Genomic DNA, 20,128 nt, shown 5'->3' with positions numbered 1-20,128 from the left:
TTGATCGTGCCGCTGTTCGCAGCGCACGCCGCCTTAGCTCAGTCGGCAGAGCATCTCACTCGTAATGAGAAGGTCGTCAGTTCGATTCTGACAGGCGGCTCCAGAGCAGGACCCCGTTCTCCCACCAGGGAGAACGGGGTCCTCTTCGTGGTGCCGGCACCTCCATTGCGGAGTATACTCATTAATGAGGAAACTCCACGAGTGAGGTGATGAGATGGCCGGCCGCCGCGACCGCAACATGCAGGAGAAGCAGTCTCGTATCGTCGCCGCAGCATCCGATCTCTTCGAAGACCGCGGATTCGCGGCTGTCACGACCCAGCAGATCTCCGATCGGGCCGATGTGGCCGCCGGCACGCTCTTCCGCTACGCATCGACCAAGGGGGAACTCCTCCTCATGGTCTACAACGAGCGCTACCGGGCGGTCATCGACGAGGGTGCGGCCCGCGCGGAGCGCGAGGCCGACGCGTTCACCGCTGCCTCGGCGTTCGTCGCGCCTGTCATCGACTGGGCCCAGCAGCATCCCGAGAACAGCACCGCGTATCAGCGCGAGTTGATGTTCGGCGGCGCGACCGAGAGCTTCCGTGCGGAGGGGCTCGCGCTCGTCGCCGAGTTCGAAGCGAAGCTCGCGGCGCTGCTGCGCGCGGACCGGGAATCGGCGGCACCCGCAGAGGACGACGGCGCGCACGCAGCCGCGCGCGCGATTTTCGCGGTCGTGCACCTGGCCATCGCGCGCCTCGCATTCCAGCCGCACACCGCGGCGGACGCCGCGCAGTTGCGGCGACAGATCGAGCAGATCATCACAGGCTTCCGCGCCGAAACCCGCGCGGGAACGCAAGGGAAGGAACAGCAATGACCGACATCACGAATGTCACCGTGCTGGGTACGGGTGTGCTGGGATCGCAGATCGCGTTCCAGACCGCTTACAGCGGATTCCAGGTGACCGCGTACGACATCAGCGACGAGGCTCTGGCCAAGGCGAAGGAGCGCTTCGAGGGACTGACCGACGCCTATCGCGCCGACGGCGTCGAGGGCGCCGACGAGGGCAAGGGCGAGCAGGCGCTCGAGCGCATCCGCTACTCGGCCGACCTCGCGGACGCCGTGAAGGACGCCGACCTCGTCATCGAGGCGGTTCCGGAGGTGCTCGCGATCAAACAGCAGACCTACGAGAAGCTGGCAGCAGTGGCGCCGGAGAAGACGATCTTCGCGTCGAACTCGTCGACCCTGGCGCTGAGCGATCTCAAGGACTTCACGGGTCGTCCGGCGAAGTTCATCGGTCTGCACTTCGCGAACCAGGTGTGGAAGTTCAACACCGGCGAGGTCATGGCCACGACCGACACGGACCCCGCCGTGTTCGACACGCTGCTCGCGTTCGCCGCCGAGATCGGCATGGTTCCCATCCCGATCCGCAAGGAGAAGCCGGGCTGGCTGCTCAACTCGCTGCTCGTGCCGTTCCTCGACGCCGCGCAGGAGCTTGCGTTCGGCGGATACGCGGAGCCGGCCGACATCGACAACGTCTGGCGGATCGCCACCGGTTCCCCGAAGGGGCCGTTCCAGCTGCTGGACATCATCGGGCTGACGACGCCGTACAACATCATGGTGAACGGCGATGAGCACCATCAGCAGATCGCCGCCTGGCTCAAGGAGAACTACATCGACAAGGGCAAGCTCGGCATCGCGACGGGCGAGGGCTTCCACACCTACGAGTGATCTCCGCGACGGCCCCGGCACCCGTGCGGGTCCGGGGCCGTCGGCGTACCCTCGAGGTATGACCAGGGCTCTTCTCATCGTCGACGTGCAGAACGACTTCACGGAGGGCGGCGCACTCGCCGTCGAAGGCGGTGATGCAGTGGCCGCCGCCGTCTCGGCTCTGCTCGTGGACCATGCCGATGAGTACGCCGTCATCATCGCCTCGCGCGACTGGCATGATCCGGATGGCGACAACGGCGGACACTTCGCCGCCGAGCCGGACTACGTCGACACCTGGCCGGTGCACTGCGTTGCTGGAACGTTCGGTGCCGAGTACGACCCGCTGCTCGCGACGGATGCCGTGACGCACCACGTGCGCAAAGGGCAGGGAAAGCCCGCGTACTCGATGTTCGAGGGGGTGGCGGATGACGGCGAGACGGTCGCAGGGATCCTCACCGCGAACGGCGTGCTGACGGCCGACGTCGTCGGCATCGCGACGGACCACTGCGTGCGGGCATCCGCCCTGGATGCGATCGCGCACGGCGTGCACGTGCGCATCCTCACCGGGCTCGTCGCGGGGGTTGGCGAGGATTCCAGCGCGGCGGCCCTCGCCGAGCTCGCCCACGCGGGCGCCGAGCTGATCGAAGACGAGCGCCCGTGACGCGCAGTGTCCTGCTCCTGCGTGCGGTGAACGTCTCGGGTCACAACCGCGTGCCCATGGCGCGGTTGCGCGAGGTGCTGGCGGAGGAGACGGACCTGACCGGCGTCAGCACGTACATCGCGAGCGGGAACATCATCTGCGACTCACCGGCGGATGCCGCGGGATCCTGCATCCTGGTTCAGAACACGATCGCGGCGGAATTCGGTGTGGGCACGTCGGTGGTCGCGCGCACGCATGACGAGCTGGTCGCCTCTCTCGATGCGCAGCCGTTCGCGGACGGGCTTGACAAGTACGTGCATGCGATGTTCCTGGCCGGGGCGCCGACTGCGGGCGCGGTACAGGCGCTGGAGGAGCGGCTGGTTCCCGGCGAGCGGCTCGCGCTGATCGGACACGACCTCTGGATCGACTACGCGTCCGGTGTGCAAGGAACCAAGCTCACCAAGGCGGCGTTCGACCGTGCGCTCGGTGTGGCAGGCACCGCCCGCAATCTGCGCACCGTCCGCACGCTCGCCGAGCTCACGGCATGACGGCGTATCCGGCGACGATCGGCGCTCCAGTCGAGCACGAGCTGGTGATCAAGAAGTCCCGCTTCATCGCGCACGTGTCGCCGGTGGCATCGCCCGACGAGGCGGATGCCCTCATCGCCAGGGTCAAGAAGCAGTTCTGGGACGCGCGGCACAACTGCTCCGCCCAGGTGACCGGGACGCTGGGGGACCGCGCGCGATCATCGGACGACGGCGAGCCGTCCGGCACGGCAGGCATCCCGATGCTCGAGGTCCTGCGGCGCCGCGAGCTGACCGATCTCGTCGCCGTCGTGACCCGCTATTTCGGCGGGGTGAAGCTCGGGGCCGGTGGGCTTGTCCGGGCGTACTCGTCGGCCGTCTCGGAAGCGCTGGATCGTGCGGCGCTGGTCGACCGGCGGATGCTGGTGCAGACATCGACGCACGTTCCTCACGCCGAGGCCGGTCGCTGCGACAACCTGTTGCGGGACTGGGTCGGCGCGCACGCTGCGGTCCTTGGTGCGACGGACTATGCGGTGGACACGGTTTTCGAGGTGTGGGCACCCGAGGCCGAGCTTCCGAAGCTCGAGGCGGACGTCGCCGCGTGGTCATCCGGTGCGTGGCGCCCGGTCGTCACAGGTGCGTCCCGCGTGATCGACGTGCCTCGCTGAGTCTTCCGCACGTCTTCACGTCGCTGCCTCACCACGCCGCTTCGCGGACGACGGCGGGGTGCTGCTCCGCGTCGTAGACGCGCACCCAGGAGGGCCGGACGACGACCACGAGGAATCCGTCCGCGAGCGCGCGCGAACCAGGGAAGCGGTGGTCATAGGCGCGGCCGTAGTGCTGACGCTCCTCGTCCTCGACGATGGACGCATCACCCTCGACCTGCACGCTCACATCCCCGGGGGTGCCGATGACGACCGCGACGCGGCGGTTCGCGCGTAGGTTCTCGACCTTGCGCGCGGCATCCGGTGTGTTGAAGATCAGCGTGCCGTCCTCCAGCGCGGCCATTCCCACCAGCGCCGCTTCCGGCGAACCGTCGGACGAGACGGTGGCGACGACGCCGCAGCCGGCGGCAGCGACGAACCGGGCGATCGAGGCCGGGTCGTGGGGATCGGGCGTCATGCCTCCACGCTAGAACATCGCGTCTTCCACGACGTCGCTCATGGCCGAGGGAGGACTCGTCGAGTCGCGCTGCAGATCGACTCGCCGGGCGCCGCAATCGCCGCAGCGGACGTACACGACGAACCCATCGCTCGTTGCGTGACGGGATTCGACGATCCAGCCGTGCTCGTGGACGCGGCGGACGTCCGGGCGAGGGATCGGACGAGTGTGCAATGAGGTCATGGAACCATCGTGATGTAATGGTCTTATGCATCTCAACCCTTACGGCGAATACGCGGTGCTTCTCGCGGCGTCTCTCGCGAACGACTGGCCGACGACTCGCGCCGGAATCGAGGCGCGCACACGCGAGATGGGCATGACGATGGTCTTCCCTCCGGGGGCGGACGATCATGCCGCCGTGCGCGGCGTCATCGACGACTGGCTCGAGATCGTGGATGCTTCGGCGCCGGAGCAGCGCGCGCTGCTGCTGAACGCGCAGATGGCGCAGGCCGCGGCGTACCCGCGTCTGACCGATCACGACGGCGAAGGCTGGCATCTGCACTACCGCGACGAGAACGACTCCTTGCCGTTCGTCCTTCGGGCAGTCATCAGCGTGGGCACATCTCTGCACCTGGCGACCAGGGGTATGAGCCGGCTCGGGCGATGCGCGGCCGAACCGTGCACGAACGTCGTGGTCGACATCACGCGCAACGGTCGTCAGCGCTTCTGCTCCGTGCGCTGCGCGAACCGAGCCGCCGTGCGGCGGCACAGGGCGCGGGCATGAATCAGATGGGCGGGCTCAGGCGTGCTGCCCGCGGTGCACGCCCTCGCCGATCCCCTCGATCACCTTCGCGTTGAACGCCGGCAGATCGTCAGGGGTGCGGCTGGACACGAGGCCCTGATCGACGATGACCTCCTGGTCGACCCAGGCCGCACCTGCGTTTCGCAGGTCGGTCGCGAGACTCGGGTAGCTGGTGATCGTTCGGCCGTCCCCGCCTCGATCAGGATCCACGCGCCGTGGCAGATGACGCCGACGGGCTTGTGCTGTTCGAAGAACGCCCGGGCGAAGGTGATCGAGTCCTGGTCCATGCGGAGGTGATCGGCGTTCACGACCCCGCCGGGGAGCACGAGCGCATCGAAGGCATCAGCCGCGGCATCCGCGACCGGGATGTCGACGGTCTGCACGTGCCCGTTCTTCCCGGTGATGTCATCGCGCTTCGGGGAGATCATGGTCGCGGCCGCGCCGGCGCCGGTCACCGCCTGCCACGGGCTCGTCCGTTCGCTGTCCTCGAATCCGTCGGTCGCCAGAACGCGACGGAGGCGTCTGTGAGGTGGGTCATCGCAGGATCCGTTCCGGGGAGTCGGATGTCCGTTCGTGGGCGTCCCAACACTCGCTCAGGGAGACGCGATCGGGGTAGGGGATCGCGCCCCGCGGAAGAGAGCGATAGCGAGTCAGCGAGACCGGCGGTAGTGCATGGCGACCACGCCGTCGTGGAGCGGGCTCGCCGAGACCAATTCGAGGCGTCGTGTGCTGGGCAGGCCGTGCTGATACAGCGTCGGGCCGTGGCCGGCGATTCTCGGGTGGATGAGGAACCTGTACTCGTCGATCAGATCCATTCGGTCCAGCTCGGTCGCGAGTGCACCGCTGCCCAGGAGCACCCCGGCCGGAGTGTCGTCCTTGAGCTGCTGCACACCGTTGCGCAGATCGCCGGTGATGCGATGACTGTTCGCCCACGGGAAGTCCGTTCGCGTGGACGACACCACGTACTTCGGCTTGGCGTCCAGCTTGACAGCCCACTCGCGCAGCGCCGGAGGCGCCTCTTCGTCGCCGCGCGCGATCGCCGGCCAGGCGCCCTCCATGAGTTCGTAGGTGACGCGGCCCCAGAGCATCGCACCGGCCTCGTCCATGAGGCGCGTGAAATACGCATGGGTCTCGTCGTCGGCGATTCCCTCTTCGTGATCGACGCACCCGTCCAGGGTGACATTGATGCTGAACGTCAGAAGTCCCATGACGGGAGCTTAGGCCCGTGGTCCGCCCGGCGGGGGTGTGGTTCGTATACGGCGGACGGCAGGCGGCGGTCCGCACGAACCACCGCCTGCCGTCGAAGAGTCGTCGGTCAGCTCATCGCGGGTTCTTCATCCCGATCGGATGCCGAGACATCCGCACTCCCAGAGCGACGGAAGAACGCCAGCGTCAGCATCCCGCCGACGAGAGCGACCGCGGCCGACCCCAGGAAGGCCGCGGAGTATCCCTCGGTGAGAGCCGGCAGATCTCCGATCCGGTCCGCGCCGAACGAGGCGGCCACGGCCGTCATCGCGGCCAGCCCCAGGGCCGATCCGACCTGGTAGCTCGTGTTCACGATGCCGGACGCCAGTCCGCCTTGCTCTGGCCGAGCCGCCGAGATCGCGGTGCCGAGCGAAGGAATGAAGGCGAGCGACATCCCGAGCGCAGCGACAAGCGATGCCGGCAGCACGTCGACGAGGTAGGTTCCGTCGGGTCGCACCATCGACAACCAGCCCAGCCCTGCTGCCAGCAGCAGGAGGCCGGCCACGATCGGCATCTTCATTCCGAATCGTGCGATCACCCGCGGTGCGAGGACGATCATCGCGAGCATGACCAGAGCCGTCATCGGCAGCAGAGCGGCGCCACTGGGGAACGCGCTGTAGCCGAGCACCTGCTGCAGGTACAGATTCAGGAAGAACCACATCGGGATCCAGGCGCCGCCGAGGAAGAACTGGGCGACGTTCGCCGCCCCCAGTCGTGGTGCACGGAAGATCGACAGCGGCATCAGCGGATTGCCCGACCGGGCCTGGATGACCAGGAACAGCACGATCAGCAGGACGCCACCGCCGACCGCGATGAGCGTCTCGAGCGAGCCCCAGCCGGCCTCCGGTGCTCGGACGATGCCGTACACCAGCGCTCCGAGTCCGAGGGTGGCGGTCAGAGCGCCGAGGATGTCGATGCTTCCGCGCGCTCCGCCCGAGCCACCGGGAAGGAGCGAACGGGCCGAGAAGATCGCGACGATCGCCACCGGGATGTTGACGTAGAACACCCACGGCCACGATGCGTACTCGGTGATGAGTCCGCCGAGGAACACCCCAGCGGTGCCTCCGGCCGGTGCCGCCGCGCCGTAGAGCGCCAGCGCCTTGGTGAGTTCCTTGGGCGTCGCGCCGAACAGCATCATCAGCAGCGTGAGCGCCGATGGGGCGATCAGTGCGGCTCCGGCCCCCTGGATCACGCGCCCGCTGAGCTCTATCATCACGTTGCCGGCGGCCCCGGCGACGACGGATCCCACCAGGAGGATCACCCAGCCCGTGACGAACAGGCGGCGCGCACCGAAGAGGTCCGACAGGCGGCCACCGAGCAGCAGCAGGCCGCCGAAGGCGATGACGTAGGCGTTGAACACCCAGGAGAGGTTGCTCGGGGTGAACCCGAGATCCTCCTGCATGCGGGGGAGTGCGACGCCGATGATCGACGTGTCCATGATCACCATGAACTGTGCGGCGGCGATGAGGCCGAGCGCCCACCATCGGCGGCGGCTGGGGACGGGGGTTGTGGTTGTGGTTGTCATGTTCCTGTCCGGTTTCGTGAGTGGTGTGCGTCAGTGGGCATGCGCGAGGTGGGCGGCGCGAGCATCGGGAACGGTCGCCTCGGCATCCCCAGCCGCAACATCGAGCACGAAGGATGCTGTGCGCACCGTCCCGTCGACCTGGAAGTCGAGATAGAGGAAGTAGCGTCCCGCCGTGGGCGCGACGGCGTGGAAGGCGATCTCCGGGCCGGAGACGGCGCCGGGTGCGGGGTCGTCACCGAGGGCGTGCACATGCAGATAGGCGAGATCCCCGCGACGCAGCGCGACGAGATGGCCGAATGCTCCGAGGTAGGGCTCCAGGCGCTGCACCGGCCGCCCGTCCTCTGTGATCGCGACGGTCAGGAGTCCGGCTTCGTCGGCGCGCAGCGCACCGTCCAGATGCACGTCGAAACGGTCGACGACGGCGTGCCGGCGTTCATCGCCGTCGATGGCGGGGTGGAAATCGCCTGCGACATCGATCGTGTGGCTGAGCGTGATCGGTGCGGCATCCTCTGGGCTCGTATCGGCGAAGATCCGGTAGGTGCCGGCGGCGTCCCAGGTGATCGATGCCGTCCACATGCCTGTGGTGGTGTTGAGGTCCGGGTGCAGGTGCCGGTACTCCGAGCCGTCGGTCCGCACCACGATCAGGTGGAGTGCTTTCCCGTGGCGTTCCGTGAACGCGGCGGCGGCGCTTCCGTCCGCCGTGCGGACCGTGAAGGTCAGCGGTCCTGCTTCGCCCGCCTTCTGCGGTGCGGAGACGTCTGCGAGCAGATAGTCGTCCTGAGAGATCGACGTTCCCGTGATTTCCATGATTCCTCCTCGATGGGGTCTTCGAGGAGTAACCGTATACCCCCGGGGGGTATTCCGGATCAGTGGAGCTGAACGCCGCAAGCAACGCAGGGATGAACGGACAGATAGGCGGCGATGAAGGCGATCGCTTTGGCCTTTTGAGCGTCGGTACGCGCACGGATGACCGCGATATGGTGCTCCCGATTGCGGCGATAGTAGCGCCGCGACGACTCCCGATTTCAGTCCCGACAGACTTCCTGAAGTCCGTCGGTCCGCGCGGATTTGCGGTTGAAGTCCGAGAGCGCCTTCTCGACACCGCAGGTGCCGCATCGTTTACGCGCGGCGCGTGGGTCGGTCGAACCTGTCTCCGCCATGACTTCTCCGGGAACCGGTGTTTCGAAGAAGATAGCGCCGGCCGCAGACATCGTGTCTACGCGCCGGAATACGGTGGGCCCCGTGGGGCTCGAACCCACGACCCGCGGATTAACCTGCCACTTCGACTTTCGCCGCCATCCTCACGGATGTTCGTGGTCTGGACTGTCCCTTCACCATGGCTTTCGCTGTAGGTGCCACCCGTCCAGTCTCTACACCTTCCGGACTCGCGTCCGGCTTGGCTCGGGATTGCCATCTGGTCTCCCAGGAAGGGTTCCCCGACTTTGAGTGGTGTCATCCCCGAGGTTTCCCTCGAGGCGCTCCTATTGTGTTGAAGTCCGATGCTCTGCCAACTGAGCTAGAGGCCCGTTGTTCCATTCTAGGGGGCGGCTGAGGGCCGTCGGCGACACTGCTCGCCGACGGCCCTTTGGTTCTCAGCGCATCCCCATGCGACTGATGCCACGCCGTTTCCTCCCCCGAGGACGGCGCGGCCCCGGCTCACTGCGCCGGGGGCATGAGCACCGAGTCGATCAGGTACACGGTCGCGTTCGCGGTCTGGACGCCGCCGCAGACGATGTTGGCGTCGTTGACCATCCACATGTCGCCTTCGCCGGTGACCTCGAGGTCGGCACCCTGCACAGTCGTGTGCGCACCGGCGATGTCGGCAGGCTCGATCTGGCCGGGAACCACGTGGTACGTCAGGATCGACGACAGCGTGGCCGAATCCGTCTTGAGGCCCTCGATGGTCGCGGGGTCGATCGCGGCGAAGGCATTGTCCACCGGTGCGAAGACGGTGAACTCGTCGCCGTTGAGCGTGTCGACGAGGTTCACGTCCGGGTTGAGCTGACCGCTCACCGCGGCGACGAGCGTCTTCAGGAGCGGGTTGTTGGAGGCGGCCACCGCCACGGGGTCCTGGGACATGCCCTGGATCGATCCGTCGCCCTCCGGAACGGCCTCCGCATACGCCTCGCAGCCGGGGCCGACGAGGTTCGCGGCCGGATCAATCGTCTCGGGCGTCTCCGTCGTCTCCTCGGACGTCTCGGGCGCGCTGGGCTCAGACGGCTCTTCCGCCGTATCGCTGCTCATGGAACAGCCTGCCAGCACGAGAACGCTGGCGAAGCCGAGCGACAGTGCTGCGGTCATCTTCTTCTTGGTGCTGAACATCTCTCTACCTCCGGAGATCGGTGCCGCGGCCTTCCCGCGGCGTCACAGCTTCTTCGGAGCCTCTGCGGAATCGGATGGGACGGATCGGAAGATTTTTTCGGGCCAATCCGATCGAGGGGTCGGAGCCGAAGTACTCGCGACGGAAGGCGAGGAAATGGACCTCATCATCATCGGGCTGCTCGGCGGCCTCATCACAGGGATCTCACCCTGCATCCTGCCGGTGCTGCCGGTCATCTTCCTCACGGGAGGCGCGCAATCGGCGAGGTTCGAGGGCGGGGGAGACTTCCTCCCTGCGCGGCGCAGCCGACCGTACTTCGTCATCGCCGGTCTCGTCCTGAGCTTCAGCCTCGTGACGCTCGTCGGATCCCTGATCCTCGGGCTGCTCAATCTGCCGCAGGACATCATCCGGTGGGTCGGCATCGCCGTGCTCATCCTCATCGGCGTCGGGCTGCTCATCCCCAAGTTCGAGCAGCTGCTCGAGAAGCCCTTTCAGTGGCTTCCGAAGAAGGAAGTCCAGAACCGCGGAAGCGGATTCGGCGTCGGGCTCGCCCTCGGCGCTGTCTTCGTGCCATGTGCGGGCCCCGTGCTCGCGGCGATCATCGTCGCCGGCTCCACCGGGCAGATCGGCATCGGAACGGTGCTGCTGACCGTCTCCTTCGCCATCGGGGTGGCGATCCCTCTTCTCGCGTTCGCGCTCGCCGGACGCGGACTCATCGAACGGATCAAGGCCTTCCGCAGCCGTGAGCGCGGCCTGCGCATCGCCGCCGGCATCGCGATGATCGCGCTCGCCGTGGGGCTCATCTTCAACGTGCCGCAGATGCTTCAGCGCCTGCTGCCCGACTACACCGCGGGGCTGCAGCAGGATCTCGCCGAGGAGCAGGCGGATGCCCTCGACCTCGGCGGTCTCGTCACCGATGAGAACCGCGAACTGGACAACTGCACGAACGGCGCCGAGGAGCTGGAGTCCTGCGGCACCGCGCCGTCGATCCGGGGCATCCAGGAATGGATGAACACCCCGGACGGTATTGCCGTGGACCTCGCGGACCTGCGCGGTCAGGTCGTGCTCATCGATTTCTGGGCGTACTCCTGCATCAACTGCCAGCGATCCATCCCGCACGTCGTGGCGTGGGATCAGGCCTATGAGGATGCCGGGTTGCAGGTCATCGGCGTGCACTCGCCGGAGTACGCCTTCGAGAAGGACCCGGGCAACGTCGCCGCCGGCATCGCCGACTTCGGGATCGAGTACCCCGTCGCGCTCGACAACACCCTGTCGACCTGGACGAACTATCGCAACCGGTACTGGCCGGCGCATTATCTGATCGACGCCGAGGGCGTCGTGCGCCACATCTCGTTCGGCGAGGGCAACTACGCCGCGACGGAGAAGCTGATCCGTGAGTTGCTCGAGCAGGCCGACCCCGGTGTCGCGCTCCCGGAACCGACGGACATCGATGACACCACTCCGGAGGTCGGTTCGACGACACGGGAGACCTTCCTCGGTTCGTCGAAGGACGTCAACTACGGGGGCGAGGATCGCTACGGAGCCGGAGCGTCGACGTTCGAGTTCCCCGATGAGCAGCCGGAGGACAGCTTCGCACTCGAGGGCGCCTGGAAGATCGAGACGCAGTACGCGACGCCAGAGGATCCGACCGGCACGATCCGGCTCGACTACCAGGCTTCCGAAGTCCGCATGGTGCTCGCCGGCGCGGGGGAGATCATCGTCCGGGATGCCGACGGCACCGAACGCACCGTCACCGTCGATGGCACGCCGCGCTCCTACGAGATCGTGAAGCAGGACGCCAACGACCGAGGCATCCTCACGGTCGACGTACCCGCGGGCGTCGAGGTGTACTCGTTCACCTTCGGGTGAGCGGTGCGCCGGATGCGAGCGAGAGGAGGTGGATGCGGCATGCTTGGGGAGATGGTCATCGACGGCGTGGACGTGCCGGAGGACGGCTCGGCGGGAGATCTCGCCGCCGACCTCCTCGTTCGCGTCGCCGACGGAGATCAGCAGGCGTTCGCGGAGCTCTACGACATGCTGTCCTCGCGCGTCTTCGGCCTCATCCTGCGCGTCCTCGTCAACCGCTCGCAGAGCGAAGAGGTGCTGCAGGAGGTCTTCCTGGAGGTGTGGCAATCCGCTGCGCGCTTCGCTCCGAACAAGGGGCAGGGAAGGACATGGATCCTCACCATCGCCCATCGTCGTGCAGTCGACCGGGTTCGCGCCTCGCAGGCGAGTGCCGATCGCGATGTGAAGGCGGGGTTCCGTGATCTGGGGATCGCGCATGACAGCGTCGCAGAGCAGGTCGAGTTGAGCATGGCGGGGGAGCAGGTGGTCGCGGCGCTGGGGATGCTCCCCGAAGCGCAGCGCGAGGCTCTCGTGCTCGCCTACTACGGCGGCTACAGCCAGAGCGAGATCGCCGTCCTGAGCAAGACGCCGCTGGGGACGATCAAGACACGGATGAGAGACGGGCTCACACGCCTGCGGAGCGAGATGGGGGTGATCGCATGAACGAGCGGGAGTTCGCCGAACTGTCGGCCGGACACGCGCTGAACGCTCTGTCCGCCGAGGACGAGCGCCGGTACGCGGACGCTCTCCATACGCATCCGGAGTGGCGCGAGCTGACCGAAACGGATGCCGAGGCCTCCGTGCACCTGGCATCGACGGTCGCCGAAGTCACGCCTCCGGCATCGGTTCGCGATGCCCTGTTGGCGCGGATCGCGCAGACACCGCAGGGCGCGCCTGCCTCGGGGCGGCCGACGACGACAGCGGCACTTTCGGGAGACCAAGCATCGGTTGACGATCCACCGGCCCCCTCGACCGCACGCCGCCGGAGCCGGTTGATGTTCGTGCTCGCCGCCTGTCTCGTCCTCATCGTCGGCATCGGTGCCGGAGCCGCGGTGGTCATCGGGCAGCTGCAGCGACCGGCATCGGTGGTGGCCCTGGAGCAGATCGAGAGCGCACCGGATGCGCAGGAGGCCTCGGTCGAGTTCGAATCGGGGGGAGTCGCGACGGCTCACTGGTCCGAATCCCTCGGCGAAGCGGTGCTGGTCGCCGATGGGTTGGAACAGCTCGACGACGACCTGACGTACGAGCTCTGGTACGTGCGGGGAGACGCGCCGGTGTCGGCCGGAGTCTTCGACGTCGACGGCGAGACGAGCACGGCGCTCCTCGAAGGCCAGATGCAGGCGGGTGATGCGATCGCGGTCACGATCGAGGCAGCCGGCGGCTCTCCGACCGGAGCCCCGACGACCGATCCGATCATCGTGATCCCGACCGCCTGAGCGCGAGTAGCCTGGAGGGATGCCCGAGTTCCGCCGCCCCGTCCGTCGGCCCTCCGCGTCCTTCGACAACTTCGCCGGGTCGGCAGGAGCCGCCGAGAAATCGCGCATCGCGCACGCCACCGCGTCGGCGCTGATCGCCCGCGCACGTGCGGACGAGAGCGGCGAGAGCACCGAGCGCCTGATCGCCTTCACCGCCGATCACGGGATCGATGAGATCGCCGAACTGTGGTCCGCGGCTCCTGCGGTCTCCCTGCCCGGGGCGCTCTGGCGGCTCTATCTCCTGCAGCTCGCCATCCATAACGACCCGCAGACCGTGGCGCTGCTCTATGAGCGCGGCAGGGTCGAACTCGCGACGGCCGACACGGTCGTGGCGGGTGCACCCGCACCGGCGTCTCCGGAGGAACTCGTCGTCCTGATCGATGAGATCCTGCGCGGCGCCTTCCGCGGAGACTTCGCGATCGCTCTCGAACGAGCCGCGGCGTTCTGCAGAGTGCACGCTTCGGGCGCCACTCATGTCGCGGATGACTACGAGGCCACCGAGCCGGAACGCGCCAGCGAACTGACCACGCGCGCCCTCCGCCTGAGCACCTACGCGAAGGACCTCGCCGCCTGCGCCAACGCCTGGCGTGCAGGCATCCTCACCTGACACGCACGAGGACATGAAAAGACCGGGCCGCAAGAACGCCTCTCGGCGGAAGGCCGCTCGCAGCGGCAGAAGTTGGAGCCCGGGGTTATGCGGCCCGGCCAATTCATTGTAACGCGAGGGCGCGGCAGGTATTCCCGACGGCGGCATCGGTCGTAGAGTCGATCCATGGCCCAGCGCTTCGCCCTGATCATCGACCCGGTATCGGCCTCCGACGAGCGCGCGGACTACTCCGATACGTTCACCGAAGTGGATGCCGCGGCCCCGGCGCTCAGCGTCGGAGAGCTCAGCACGCAGCGGGGAGACGGCGTCTTCGAATCGATCGGCGTCGTCGACTCGCATCCGCAGGAACTCGTGCCGCACCTGCATCGCCTCGCGCATTCGGCGCAGCTGTGCGACCTCCCGGCGCCGAACATCGAGCAGTGGCGGCAGGCCGTCCAGGTGGCCGCCGCAGCGTGCCCGCCGGGGGAGTCGGTCATCAAGCTGATCCTCAGCCGTGGTGTCGAGCAGGGGCCGACGCCGACAGCCTGGGTGACGGCCGCCCCGGCATCCGATTTCTCCTGGGTGCGCACGGAAGGCGTCCGCGTCGTGACGCTGGACCGGGGTTACGGCCTCGACGCGGCCGAACGTGCGCCGTGGCTGCTGCTGGGAGCGAAGACGCTCTCGTATGCCGTGAACATGGCGGCGCTGCGCGAGGCGGCCAGGCGCGGAGCCGATGATGCGATCTTCCTTTCCAGTGACGGATTCGTGCTCGAGGCCCCGACCGCGTCGCTGATCCTGCGTGTCGGCGACCGGTTCGTCACGCCGGCGCCGAACGGCGGCATCCTGCACGGCACGACGCAGCTGAGCGTGTACGACCACCTGGCATCCCAGGGGTTCACAACCGACTACGCGCAGGTCCCGGCATCCGATCTGGCGAAGGCGGATGCCGCGTGGCTGGTGTCGAGCGTCCGCCTGGCGGCGCCGATCACGGCGATCGACGGTCGTCCGATCCCCGTCGATCGCGCGTTCACGGACGCACTGAACCGCTACCTGCTGTCCCCACGGGACTGACCGCTTTCGCCGTACGGAAAACCGGGATGATTCTGTTTCGGCTCGGAGCGTCGCCCTGCGACACCCTGAGCCGGGGTTGGAGCATCCCGGTTTTCCCCTCGGGTCAAGGCGGCGAGAATAGCCGCTTCCACGACCGGCCAGTCGTGCAGGATCAAGTCGTAGTCGAACCGAAGCGTCTCATAGCCGAGAGTCGCAGCCACCGCATCCCGGACGAGGTCCTTGTGGCGTTTGTCATCGCCTTCGTGGTTCTCACGACCGTCGGCCTCGACGATGAGGCGGCTGCCGATGACGAAATCGACTTCGCCGACACCGGGGATCAGGACCTGGGTGCGTACGGTGATGCCGATTCGGTGCAGACGCAGCCGAACAAGAGACTCCAGCCCGCTGTCTGCATCGGCCCGTGCGAAGCCGACGAGCCAGCGCATCCGGATAGGAAGATGCCGCCACAGCCAGGCGAGGTCGCCTGGTGCGAGCCGGCTGTGACGGAGTGCGGATTCCAAGGCGGCGAAGAACGTGTCCTCATCCGCGCAGTTCGCGATCTGCAGCAGCACGTTCGCGACAGGCGGGAGAATTCCGACGCTGACCCTCCCGGCATCCCAGTGGATCCGACAGGTCTTGCACGTGGAGCGGGCGGTTCCCTTCGCGCCCAACCAGATGTGGTGCTGATCCGGCGCCCGCAGGATCCAGAGTCCGTGCAGGGCTCCGGCCGCACAACATCCGAGCGTGCCGCCGTGTTCTGCCGCATGCAGCAGGGCGGGCGCTGTGTCCACCGAAGCGTAGACGCCCTGGCGCGGGCGCAGGATCTCTCCGGCGCGGACAGCTCTGGTCAGATCGGCTTCGGCCACGCCGCGGCGGCGCAGCTCGGAGGTTCGCGCCATGCGTCCGAGCGCGCGCAGGACGGCCGCGGCGGGGAGAGACATGGCGAGAGCATGCTGCATCGGGACCGATCAGAGGATCGGCCTACGGCTTCTGTGGACAACTTCCGTTGAATGCGCAATGGTGCAGGGCTAGTCAGCCCAACGAAAAACCCGGACCATCCGGGCATCCATCCGCGTGTCGAGAAGTGACACGCGAGACGGACTCCAGATGATCCGGGTTCTCCAAAAACGAGAATCGAACCGTGGCTCAGATCATCCGAAGCGCCCCGAGACGTAGTCCTCGGTGGCCTGCACGGTCGGCGTCGTGAAGATCGACGTGGTGTCGTCGTACTCGATCAGCTTGCCCGGCTTGCCCGTGCCGGCGATGTTGAAGAACGCCGTCCGGTCCGAAACGCGCGACGCCTGCTGCATGTTGTGCGTGACGATCACGATCGTGAACTCGTTCTTCAGCTCGCCGATGAGTTCCTCGATCGCGTAGGTCGAGATCGGGTCGAGCGCGGAGCACGGCTCGTCCATCAGCAGCACCTCGGGCGAGACGGCGATGGCACGGGCGATGCACAGACGCTGCTGCTGCCCACCGGACAGACCCGAGCCGGGGCGGTCCAGACGGTCCTTGACCTCGTTCCAGAGGTTCGCGCCGGTCAGGGACTTCTCGACCAGGTCGTCGGCCTCGCTCTTGGTGATGCGCTTGTTGTTCAGCTTGACGCCGGCGAGCACGTTCTCCTTGATCGACATCGTCGGGAACGGGTTCGGACGCTGGAACACCATTCCGACCTGCCGGCGCACGAGCACCGGGTCGACGCCCGGTGCGTACAGGTCCTTGCCGTCCAGCAGCACCTCGCCCTGGACGCGCGCACCGGGGATCACCTCGTGCATGCGGTTCAGGGTGCGCAGGAACGTGGACTTGCCGCAGCCGGACGGGCCGATGAAGGCGGTGACGCTGCGCGGCTGGATGTCGAGGGAGACGCCCTCCACGGCGAGGAAGTCGCCGTAGTAGACGTTGAGGTCATTGACTTCGATGCTCTTGGACACTTCAGTTCCTTCGGGTTGCGGCTCAGCGGCCGTTGGTCTTCGGGGCGAACCACTTCGCGATCAGACGCGCGAGCAGGTTCAGGACCATGACGATCAAGATCAGTGTGAGCGCGGACGCCCATGCGCGGTCGAGGGCCGCTTCGGGGTTCGTGCCCTGGTTCATGTACTGGTTGTAGGCGAAAACCGGCAGGGTCATCATCTGACCGCTGAACAGATTCGTGTTCAGGCTCTGCGTGAACCCGGCGGTCAGCAGCAACGGGGCGGTCTCGCCGATGACGCGCGAGATCGAGAGCATGATCGACGTCGTGATACCGGCGATCGACGTCGGCAGCACCACCTTGAGGATCGTCAGCCACTTCGGCACGCCCAGCGCGTACGATGCCTCGCGCAGCTCGTTGGGGACGATGCGCAGCAGCTCCTCGCTGCCTCGCACGACGACCGGGGTCATCAGCACTGCCAGGGCGAGGGCACCCATGAAGCCCATCGAGATGCCGGGGCCGAGGATCAGCGCGAACACCGCGTAGATGAACAGACCGGCGACGATCGACGGGATGCCGGTCATCACGTCGACGAAGAACGTGATGCCCTTCGCGATCTTCCCTCGGCCGTACTCGACCAGGTAGATCGACGTCATCAGTCCGACCGGGATCGAGATGACCGCGGCCATCAGGGTGATCAGCACCGTGCCCCAGATGGCGTGCACGATGCCGCCGCCGTCTCCGACGACGTTGCGCATCGAGGAGGAGAAGAACTCGGCGTCGAAACGGGCGAGGCCGTTGGCGACCACGGTCCACAGCAGCGAGATCAGGGGCAGCAGGGCGATGACGAACGCCGTCGCGACGAGCGCCGTCATGAGGCGGTCGACGGCCTTGCGGCGGCTTTCGGCGATCGAGGAGATCACCGTGATCAGCACCATGTAGAACACGATGCCGACGAAGACGGCTCCGGCGATGTTGAAGTCCGCGATGTCCACGCCGATGGAGGCGACGGCGAAGATCGCGAACGAGATGGCGAAGCATCCGGCGAGCAGGGCCCACGGGGCCCACTTCGGAAGCTTGCCCGAGGTGAGAGCGGCCGAAGGCGCGGGGGCGGTGATAACAGTCATGTCAGTTCGCTCCGGAGAATTCGGCACGGCGGGCGACGATCCAGCGTGCCAGCGCATTGACGGCGAAGGTCACGACGAACAGGATGAGTCCGGTCGCGATGAGCGTGTTGACGCCCGTGTCGTGGGCTTCGGGGAACGCCAGCGCGATGTTCGCGGGGATCGGCGTCGGGTTCGTCGAGGTGAGCACGAGGAAGCTGACCACGGCCGAGGGCGAGAGCACCATCGTCACGGCCATCGTCTCGCCGAGGGCTCGCCCGAGCGCCAGCATGGCCGCGGAGACCATGCCGCCGCGGGCGAAGGGCAGCACCGCCATGCGGACCATCTCCCAGCGGGTGGAGCCCAACGCGAGCGCGGCCTCCTCGTGGAGCTTGGGAGTCTGCAGGAACACTTCCCGGCAGATCGCGGTCATGATCGGGATGATCATCACGGCGAGCACGATGGCCGCGGTGAAGATGGTGCGGCCGGTGGGGGACACCTGGCCGCCGAAGATGGGGATCCAGGCCGCGTTGGCGTTCAGCCAGGCGTATACGGGCTGCAGGAGGGGTGCCAGTACGAGTCCGCCCCAGAGGCCGAAGACGACAGAGGGGACGGCGGCGAGCAGGTCGATGAGGTATCCGAGCACCGATGCGAGGCGACGCGGCGCGTAGTGCGAGATGAACAGTGCGATGCCGATGGCGATCGGCGCCGCCATGACGAGCGCCATGAAGGATGCCCACAGGGTGCCGAACACGAGCGGCCACACGTAGACCCAGAACGACTCGCCGCGGAGGATGTGGTTGCCCGAGGTGTCGGCCTCGAATGCCGGGATGCTCTGGATGATGAGGAACGTCGCGACAGCGGCGAGGACGATGAGGATGATGATGCCCGCGCCGAGCGCGGTGCCGGAGAAGACGCGGTCACCGAGCCGCTGCTTGGCCTTGATCGGTGCGGGGGGTTCCGTCGCCGTCGTGGTGACGACGGGGGCCTGCTCGGTCGTGCTCATGGTCTCCCTGTTTCGGGCGGGTGGGTGAAGAGCGGATTCTGGACCCGCTGATGCCCTCGTGTCCGATCAGGACGCGAGGGCATCAGCGTCAGCGTTCAGCCGGAAGGCTGATGTCAGCCGACCTGGATGAGGTCGATCGCGGCGTTGACCTTCTCGCGAAGGCCGTCCGAGATGGGGGCGTTGCCGGCGTTCTCGGCGGCGGCGTCCTGGCCCTCGGCGCTGGCGACGTACGTGAAGTACTCCTTGACGAGGGTCGCGACGTTCTCGTCCTCGTACTGCTCGCAGCCGATCAGGTAGCTGACCAGTGCGATCGGGTAGGCGCCGTCGGCAGCGGCAGCGGGGTCGACGTCGAATGCGAGGTCGCCCTCGCCGCGGCCCTCTTCGAGAGCAGCGCCCTCGACGAGCTGCGAAGCGGCCTCTGCCGAGTACGCGACGAACTCGCCGTTCACTCCGACGTGCACCTGGCCGAGGTCGCCGATCTGCGACGCGTCGGCGAAGCCGATGGTGCCGTTGCCGGAGGTGATGGCCTGAACGACGCCCGAGGTGCCCTGTGCGGCCTCGCCGCCCTGGATCGGCCACTCGTCCGAGACCTCGTAGGTCCAGATCTCCGGCGCGGTCGCCGAGAGGTAGTTCGCGAAGGTCTCCTGCGTGCCGGACGGGTCCGAACGGTGCACGGGGGTGATCGCGAGGTCGGGCAGCGTGGCGTCCGGGTTCAGCGTGGCGATGGCCTCGGAGTTCCAGTTGGTGATCGTGCCGGCGAAGATGCCCGCGATGGTGGCGGCATCCAGGTTCAGCGCGTCGACGCCCTCGAGGTTGAAGGCGACGGCGACCGGCGAGATGTAGACCGGGATCTCGACGATGTCATCGGTGACGCAGGTCTTGAAGCCGCCTGCGGTGATCTCCTCGGCGTTGAACGCGCGGTCGGAGCCGATGAAGTTGCTCGCACCGGCGAGGAAGTTCTCGCGGCCCGTGCCGGAGCCGGTGGGCTCGTAGTTGATCGTGACGCCCTCGTTCGCGGTCTGGAACGCGGCGACCCAGGCCTCCTGGGCGGCCGTCTGCGAGGACGCGCCGGTCGCGTCCAGCGTGCCGGACAGCGTGGACTCGGAGGGCTCTTCGGAGGAGCCGCCGGCGGGAGCCTCGTTCGCGGCACAGCCGGCGAGTGCGAGAGCGGCGACGGCGCCGACGGCGCCGATACGTGCGATTCGGGAGATCTTCACTGTGGATCCTTCGATCGATGATGGGTGGGGCCCGGTGCAGGGCACACAGTGACGCTAGGGGTGACGGTTAACGAGACTCTCCCGCGCAGGTAAA

General features: G+C 67.2%; 22 protein-coding genes, 1 tRNA gene and 1 pseudogene. 12 read left to right on the top strand and 12 right to left on the bottom strand.

Features of this window, described 5'->3' with window-relative positions; genetic code table 11:
• Positions 1 to 27: 27 nt before the first annotated feature.
• From AC3ANJ_RS14140 to AC3ANJ_RS14115, 6 genes are all read left to right on the top strand, one after another.
• Positions 28 to 103, top strand: a tRNA-Thr gene (locus AC3ANJ_RS14140).
• A 111-nt stretch (positions 104 to 214) separates the two neighbouring features.
• Positions 215 to 853, top strand: a complete 639-nt coding sequence (locus AC3ANJ_RS14135; RefSeq protein WP_488316854.1) for a TetR/AcrR family transcriptional regulator — start codon at positions 215 to 217, stop codon at positions 851 to 853.
• The gene (locus AC3ANJ_RS14130) at positions 850 to 1,707 is read left to right on the top strand and encodes a 3-hydroxyacyl-CoA dehydrogenase (RefSeq protein ID WP_488316853.1); all 858 of its coding nucleotides are present in this window, start codon (positions 850 to 852) and stop codon (positions 1,705 to 1,707) included. The genes AC3ANJ_RS14135 and AC3ANJ_RS14130 overlap by 4 nt, the downstream gene beginning before the upstream one ends.
• A 58-nt stretch (positions 1,708 to 1,765) precedes the next feature.
• Entirely contained in the window at positions 1,766 to 2,347 is a 582-nt protein-coding gene (locus AC3ANJ_RS14125) for an isochorismatase family protein (RefSeq protein WP_488316852.1), read from the top strand.
• Positions 2,344 to 2,874 (top strand): DUF1697 domain-containing protein, encoded by a 531-nt coding sequence (locus AC3ANJ_RS14120; protein WP_488316851.1) that lies wholly within the window; start codon positions 2,344 to 2,346, stop codon positions 2,872 to 2,874. Before AC3ANJ_RS14125 ends, AC3ANJ_RS14120 begins: the two co-directional genes overlap by 4 nt.
• Positions 2,871 to 3,518, top strand: coding sequence for an IMPACT family protein (locus tag AC3ANJ_RS14115; protein ID WP_488316850.1), 648 nt, complete (start codon positions 2,871 to 2,873; stop codon positions 3,516 to 3,518). The genes AC3ANJ_RS14120 and AC3ANJ_RS14115 overlap by 4 nt, the downstream gene beginning before the upstream one ends.
• A 28-nt stretch (positions 3,519 to 3,546) precedes the next feature.
• Here AC3ANJ_RS14115 and AC3ANJ_RS14110 read toward each other — a convergent pair whose 3' ends face one another.
• Both AC3ANJ_RS14110 and AC3ANJ_RS14105 read right to left on the bottom strand, forming a co-directional pair.
• Positions 3,547 to 3,972, bottom strand: coding sequence for a pyridoxamine 5'-phosphate oxidase family protein (locus AC3ANJ_RS14110; RefSeq protein WP_488316849.1), 426 nt, complete (start codon positions 3,970 to 3,972; stop codon positions 3,547 to 3,549).
• 9 nt (positions 3,973 to 3,981) lie between these two features.
• The gene (locus AC3ANJ_RS14105; RefSeq protein WP_488316848.1) at positions 3,982 to 4,194 is read right to left on the bottom strand and encodes a hypothetical protein; all 213 of its coding nucleotides are present in this window, start codon (positions 4,192 to 4,194) and stop codon (positions 3,982 to 3,984) included.
• A gap of 25 nt (positions 4,195 to 4,219) precedes the next feature.
• Between AC3ANJ_RS14105 and AC3ANJ_RS14100 the strand changes: the two genes are divergently transcribed.
• Entirely contained in the window at positions 4,220 to 4,735 is a 516-nt protein-coding gene (locus AC3ANJ_RS14100) for a CGNR zinc finger domain-containing protein (protein ID WP_488316847.1), read from the top strand.
• 15 nt (positions 4,736 to 4,750) lie between these two features.
• Here AC3ANJ_RS14100 and AC3ANJ_RS14095 read toward each other — a convergent pair.
• The 5 genes and pseudogenes from AC3ANJ_RS14095 to AC3ANJ_RS14075 all read right to left on the bottom strand — a co-directional run bounded on the left by AC3ANJ_RS14095 (position 4,751) and on the right by AC3ANJ_RS14075 (position 9,845).
• Positions 4,751 to 5,259, bottom strand: a pseudogene (locus tag AC3ANJ_RS14095) (DJ-1/PfpI/YhbO family deglycase/protease).
• A 144-nt stretch (positions 5,260 to 5,403) separates the two neighbouring features.
• Positions 5,404 to 5,961 carry a dihydrofolate reductase family protein gene (locus AC3ANJ_RS14090; protein WP_488316846.1) on the bottom strand — a complete coding sequence of 186 codons (558 nt, stop codon included), beginning with the start codon at positions 5,959 to 5,961 and terminating at the stop codon, positions 5,404 to 5,406.
• Between the two features lie 107 nt (positions 5,962 to 6,068).
• Positions 6,069 to 7,523 (bottom strand): MFS transporter, encoded by a 1,455-nt coding sequence (locus AC3ANJ_RS14085; RefSeq protein ID WP_488316845.1) that lies wholly within the window; start codon positions 7,521 to 7,523, stop codon positions 6,069 to 6,071.
• A gap of 30 nt (positions 7,524 to 7,553) precedes the next feature.
• A complete protein-coding gene (locus tag AC3ANJ_RS14080; protein ID WP_488316844.1) occupies positions 7,554 to 8,330 on the bottom strand; it encodes a hypothetical protein in 777 nt (258 codons plus the stop codon).
• Between the two features lie 849 nt (positions 8,331 to 9,179).
• On the bottom strand, positions 9,180 to 9,845 hold the full coding sequence (locus AC3ANJ_RS14075; protein WP_488316843.1) for a fasciclin domain-containing protein: 666 nt from the start codon (positions 9,843 to 9,845) through the stop codon (positions 9,180 to 9,182).
• 154 nt (positions 9,846 to 9,999) lie between these two features.
• Here AC3ANJ_RS14075 and AC3ANJ_RS14070 point away from each other — a divergent pair, with 154 nt between their 5' ends.
• From AC3ANJ_RS14070 to AC3ANJ_RS14050, 5 genes are all read left to right on the top strand, one after another.
• Positions 10,000 to 11,712 carry a cytochrome c biogenesis protein DipZ gene (locus AC3ANJ_RS14070; protein ID WP_488316842.1) on the top strand — a complete coding sequence of 571 codons (1,713 nt, stop codon included), beginning with the start codon at positions 10,000 to 10,002 and terminating at the stop codon, positions 11,710 to 11,712.
• Positions 11,713 to 11,751: 39 nt separating this feature from the next.
• Positions 11,752 to 12,351, top strand: coding sequence for an ECF RNA polymerase sigma factor SigK (sigK, locus tag AC3ANJ_RS14065; protein ID WP_488316841.1), 600 nt, complete (start codon positions 11,752 to 11,754; stop codon positions 12,349 to 12,351).
• On the top strand, positions 12,348 to 13,124 hold the full coding sequence (locus AC3ANJ_RS14060; protein ID WP_488316840.1) for an anti-sigma factor: 777 nt from the start codon (positions 12,348 to 12,350) through the stop codon (positions 13,122 to 13,124). Before sigK ends, AC3ANJ_RS14060 begins: the two co-directional genes overlap by 4 nt.
• A 19-nt stretch (positions 13,125 to 13,143) precedes the next feature.
• Positions 13,144 to 13,770, top strand: a complete 627-nt coding sequence (locus AC3ANJ_RS14055; protein ID WP_488316839.1) for a DNA-directed RNA polymerase subunit beta — start codon at positions 13,144 to 13,146, stop codon at positions 13,768 to 13,770.
• 165 nt (positions 13,771 to 13,935) lie between these two features.
• Positions 13,936 to 14,820 carry an aminodeoxychorismate lyase gene (locus AC3ANJ_RS14050; RefSeq protein WP_488316838.1) on the top strand — a complete coding sequence of 295 codons (885 nt, stop codon included), beginning with the start codon at positions 13,936 to 13,938 and terminating at the stop codon, positions 14,818 to 14,820.
• Here the strand turns inward: AC3ANJ_RS14050 and AC3ANJ_RS14045 are convergent.
• The 5 genes from AC3ANJ_RS14045 to AC3ANJ_RS14025 form a co-directional block, all read right to left on the bottom strand.
• A complete protein-coding gene (locus AC3ANJ_RS14045; RefSeq protein ID WP_488316837.1) occupies positions 14,796 to 15,740 on the bottom strand; it encodes a DUF559 domain-containing protein in 945 nt (314 codons plus the stop codon). The genes AC3ANJ_RS14050 and AC3ANJ_RS14045 overlap by 25 nt on opposite strands.
• A gap of 210 nt (positions 15,741 to 15,950) precedes the next feature.
• Complete coding sequence (gene pstB / locus AC3ANJ_RS14040; protein ID WP_406249319.1) at positions 15,951 to 16,730, bottom strand: phosphate ABC transporter ATP-binding protein PstB; 780 nt, start codon at positions 16,728 to 16,730, stop codon at positions 15,951 to 15,953.
• A gap of 22 nt (positions 16,731 to 16,752) precedes the next feature.
• Positions 16,753 to 17,835: a phosphate ABC transporter permease PstA gene (gene pstA, locus AC3ANJ_RS14035; RefSeq protein ID WP_488316836.1), complete on the bottom strand. Its 1,083-nt coding sequence runs from the start codon at positions 17,833 to 17,835 to the stop codon at positions 16,753 to 16,755.
• Position 17,836: 1 nt separating this feature from the next.
• On the bottom strand, positions 17,837 to 18,817 hold the full coding sequence (gene pstC / locus AC3ANJ_RS14030) for a phosphate ABC transporter permease subunit PstC (protein ID WP_488316835.1): 981 nt from the start codon (positions 18,815 to 18,817) through the stop codon (positions 17,837 to 17,839).
• A 113-nt stretch (positions 18,818 to 18,930) separates the two neighbouring features.
• Positions 18,931 to 20,034, bottom strand: a complete 1,104-nt coding sequence (locus tag AC3ANJ_RS14025; RefSeq protein WP_488316834.1) for a phosphate ABC transporter substrate-binding protein PstS — start codon at positions 20,032 to 20,034, stop codon at positions 18,931 to 18,933.
• Between the last annotated feature and the right edge of the window lie 94 nt (positions 20,035 to 20,128).

The sequence above is a fragment of the Microbacterium sp. STRO-1N genome (genome assembly GCF_057748015.1).
Note: the sequence above shows the minus strand (reverse complement) of the source record. Positions and strands in the feature narration are given on the sequence as shown.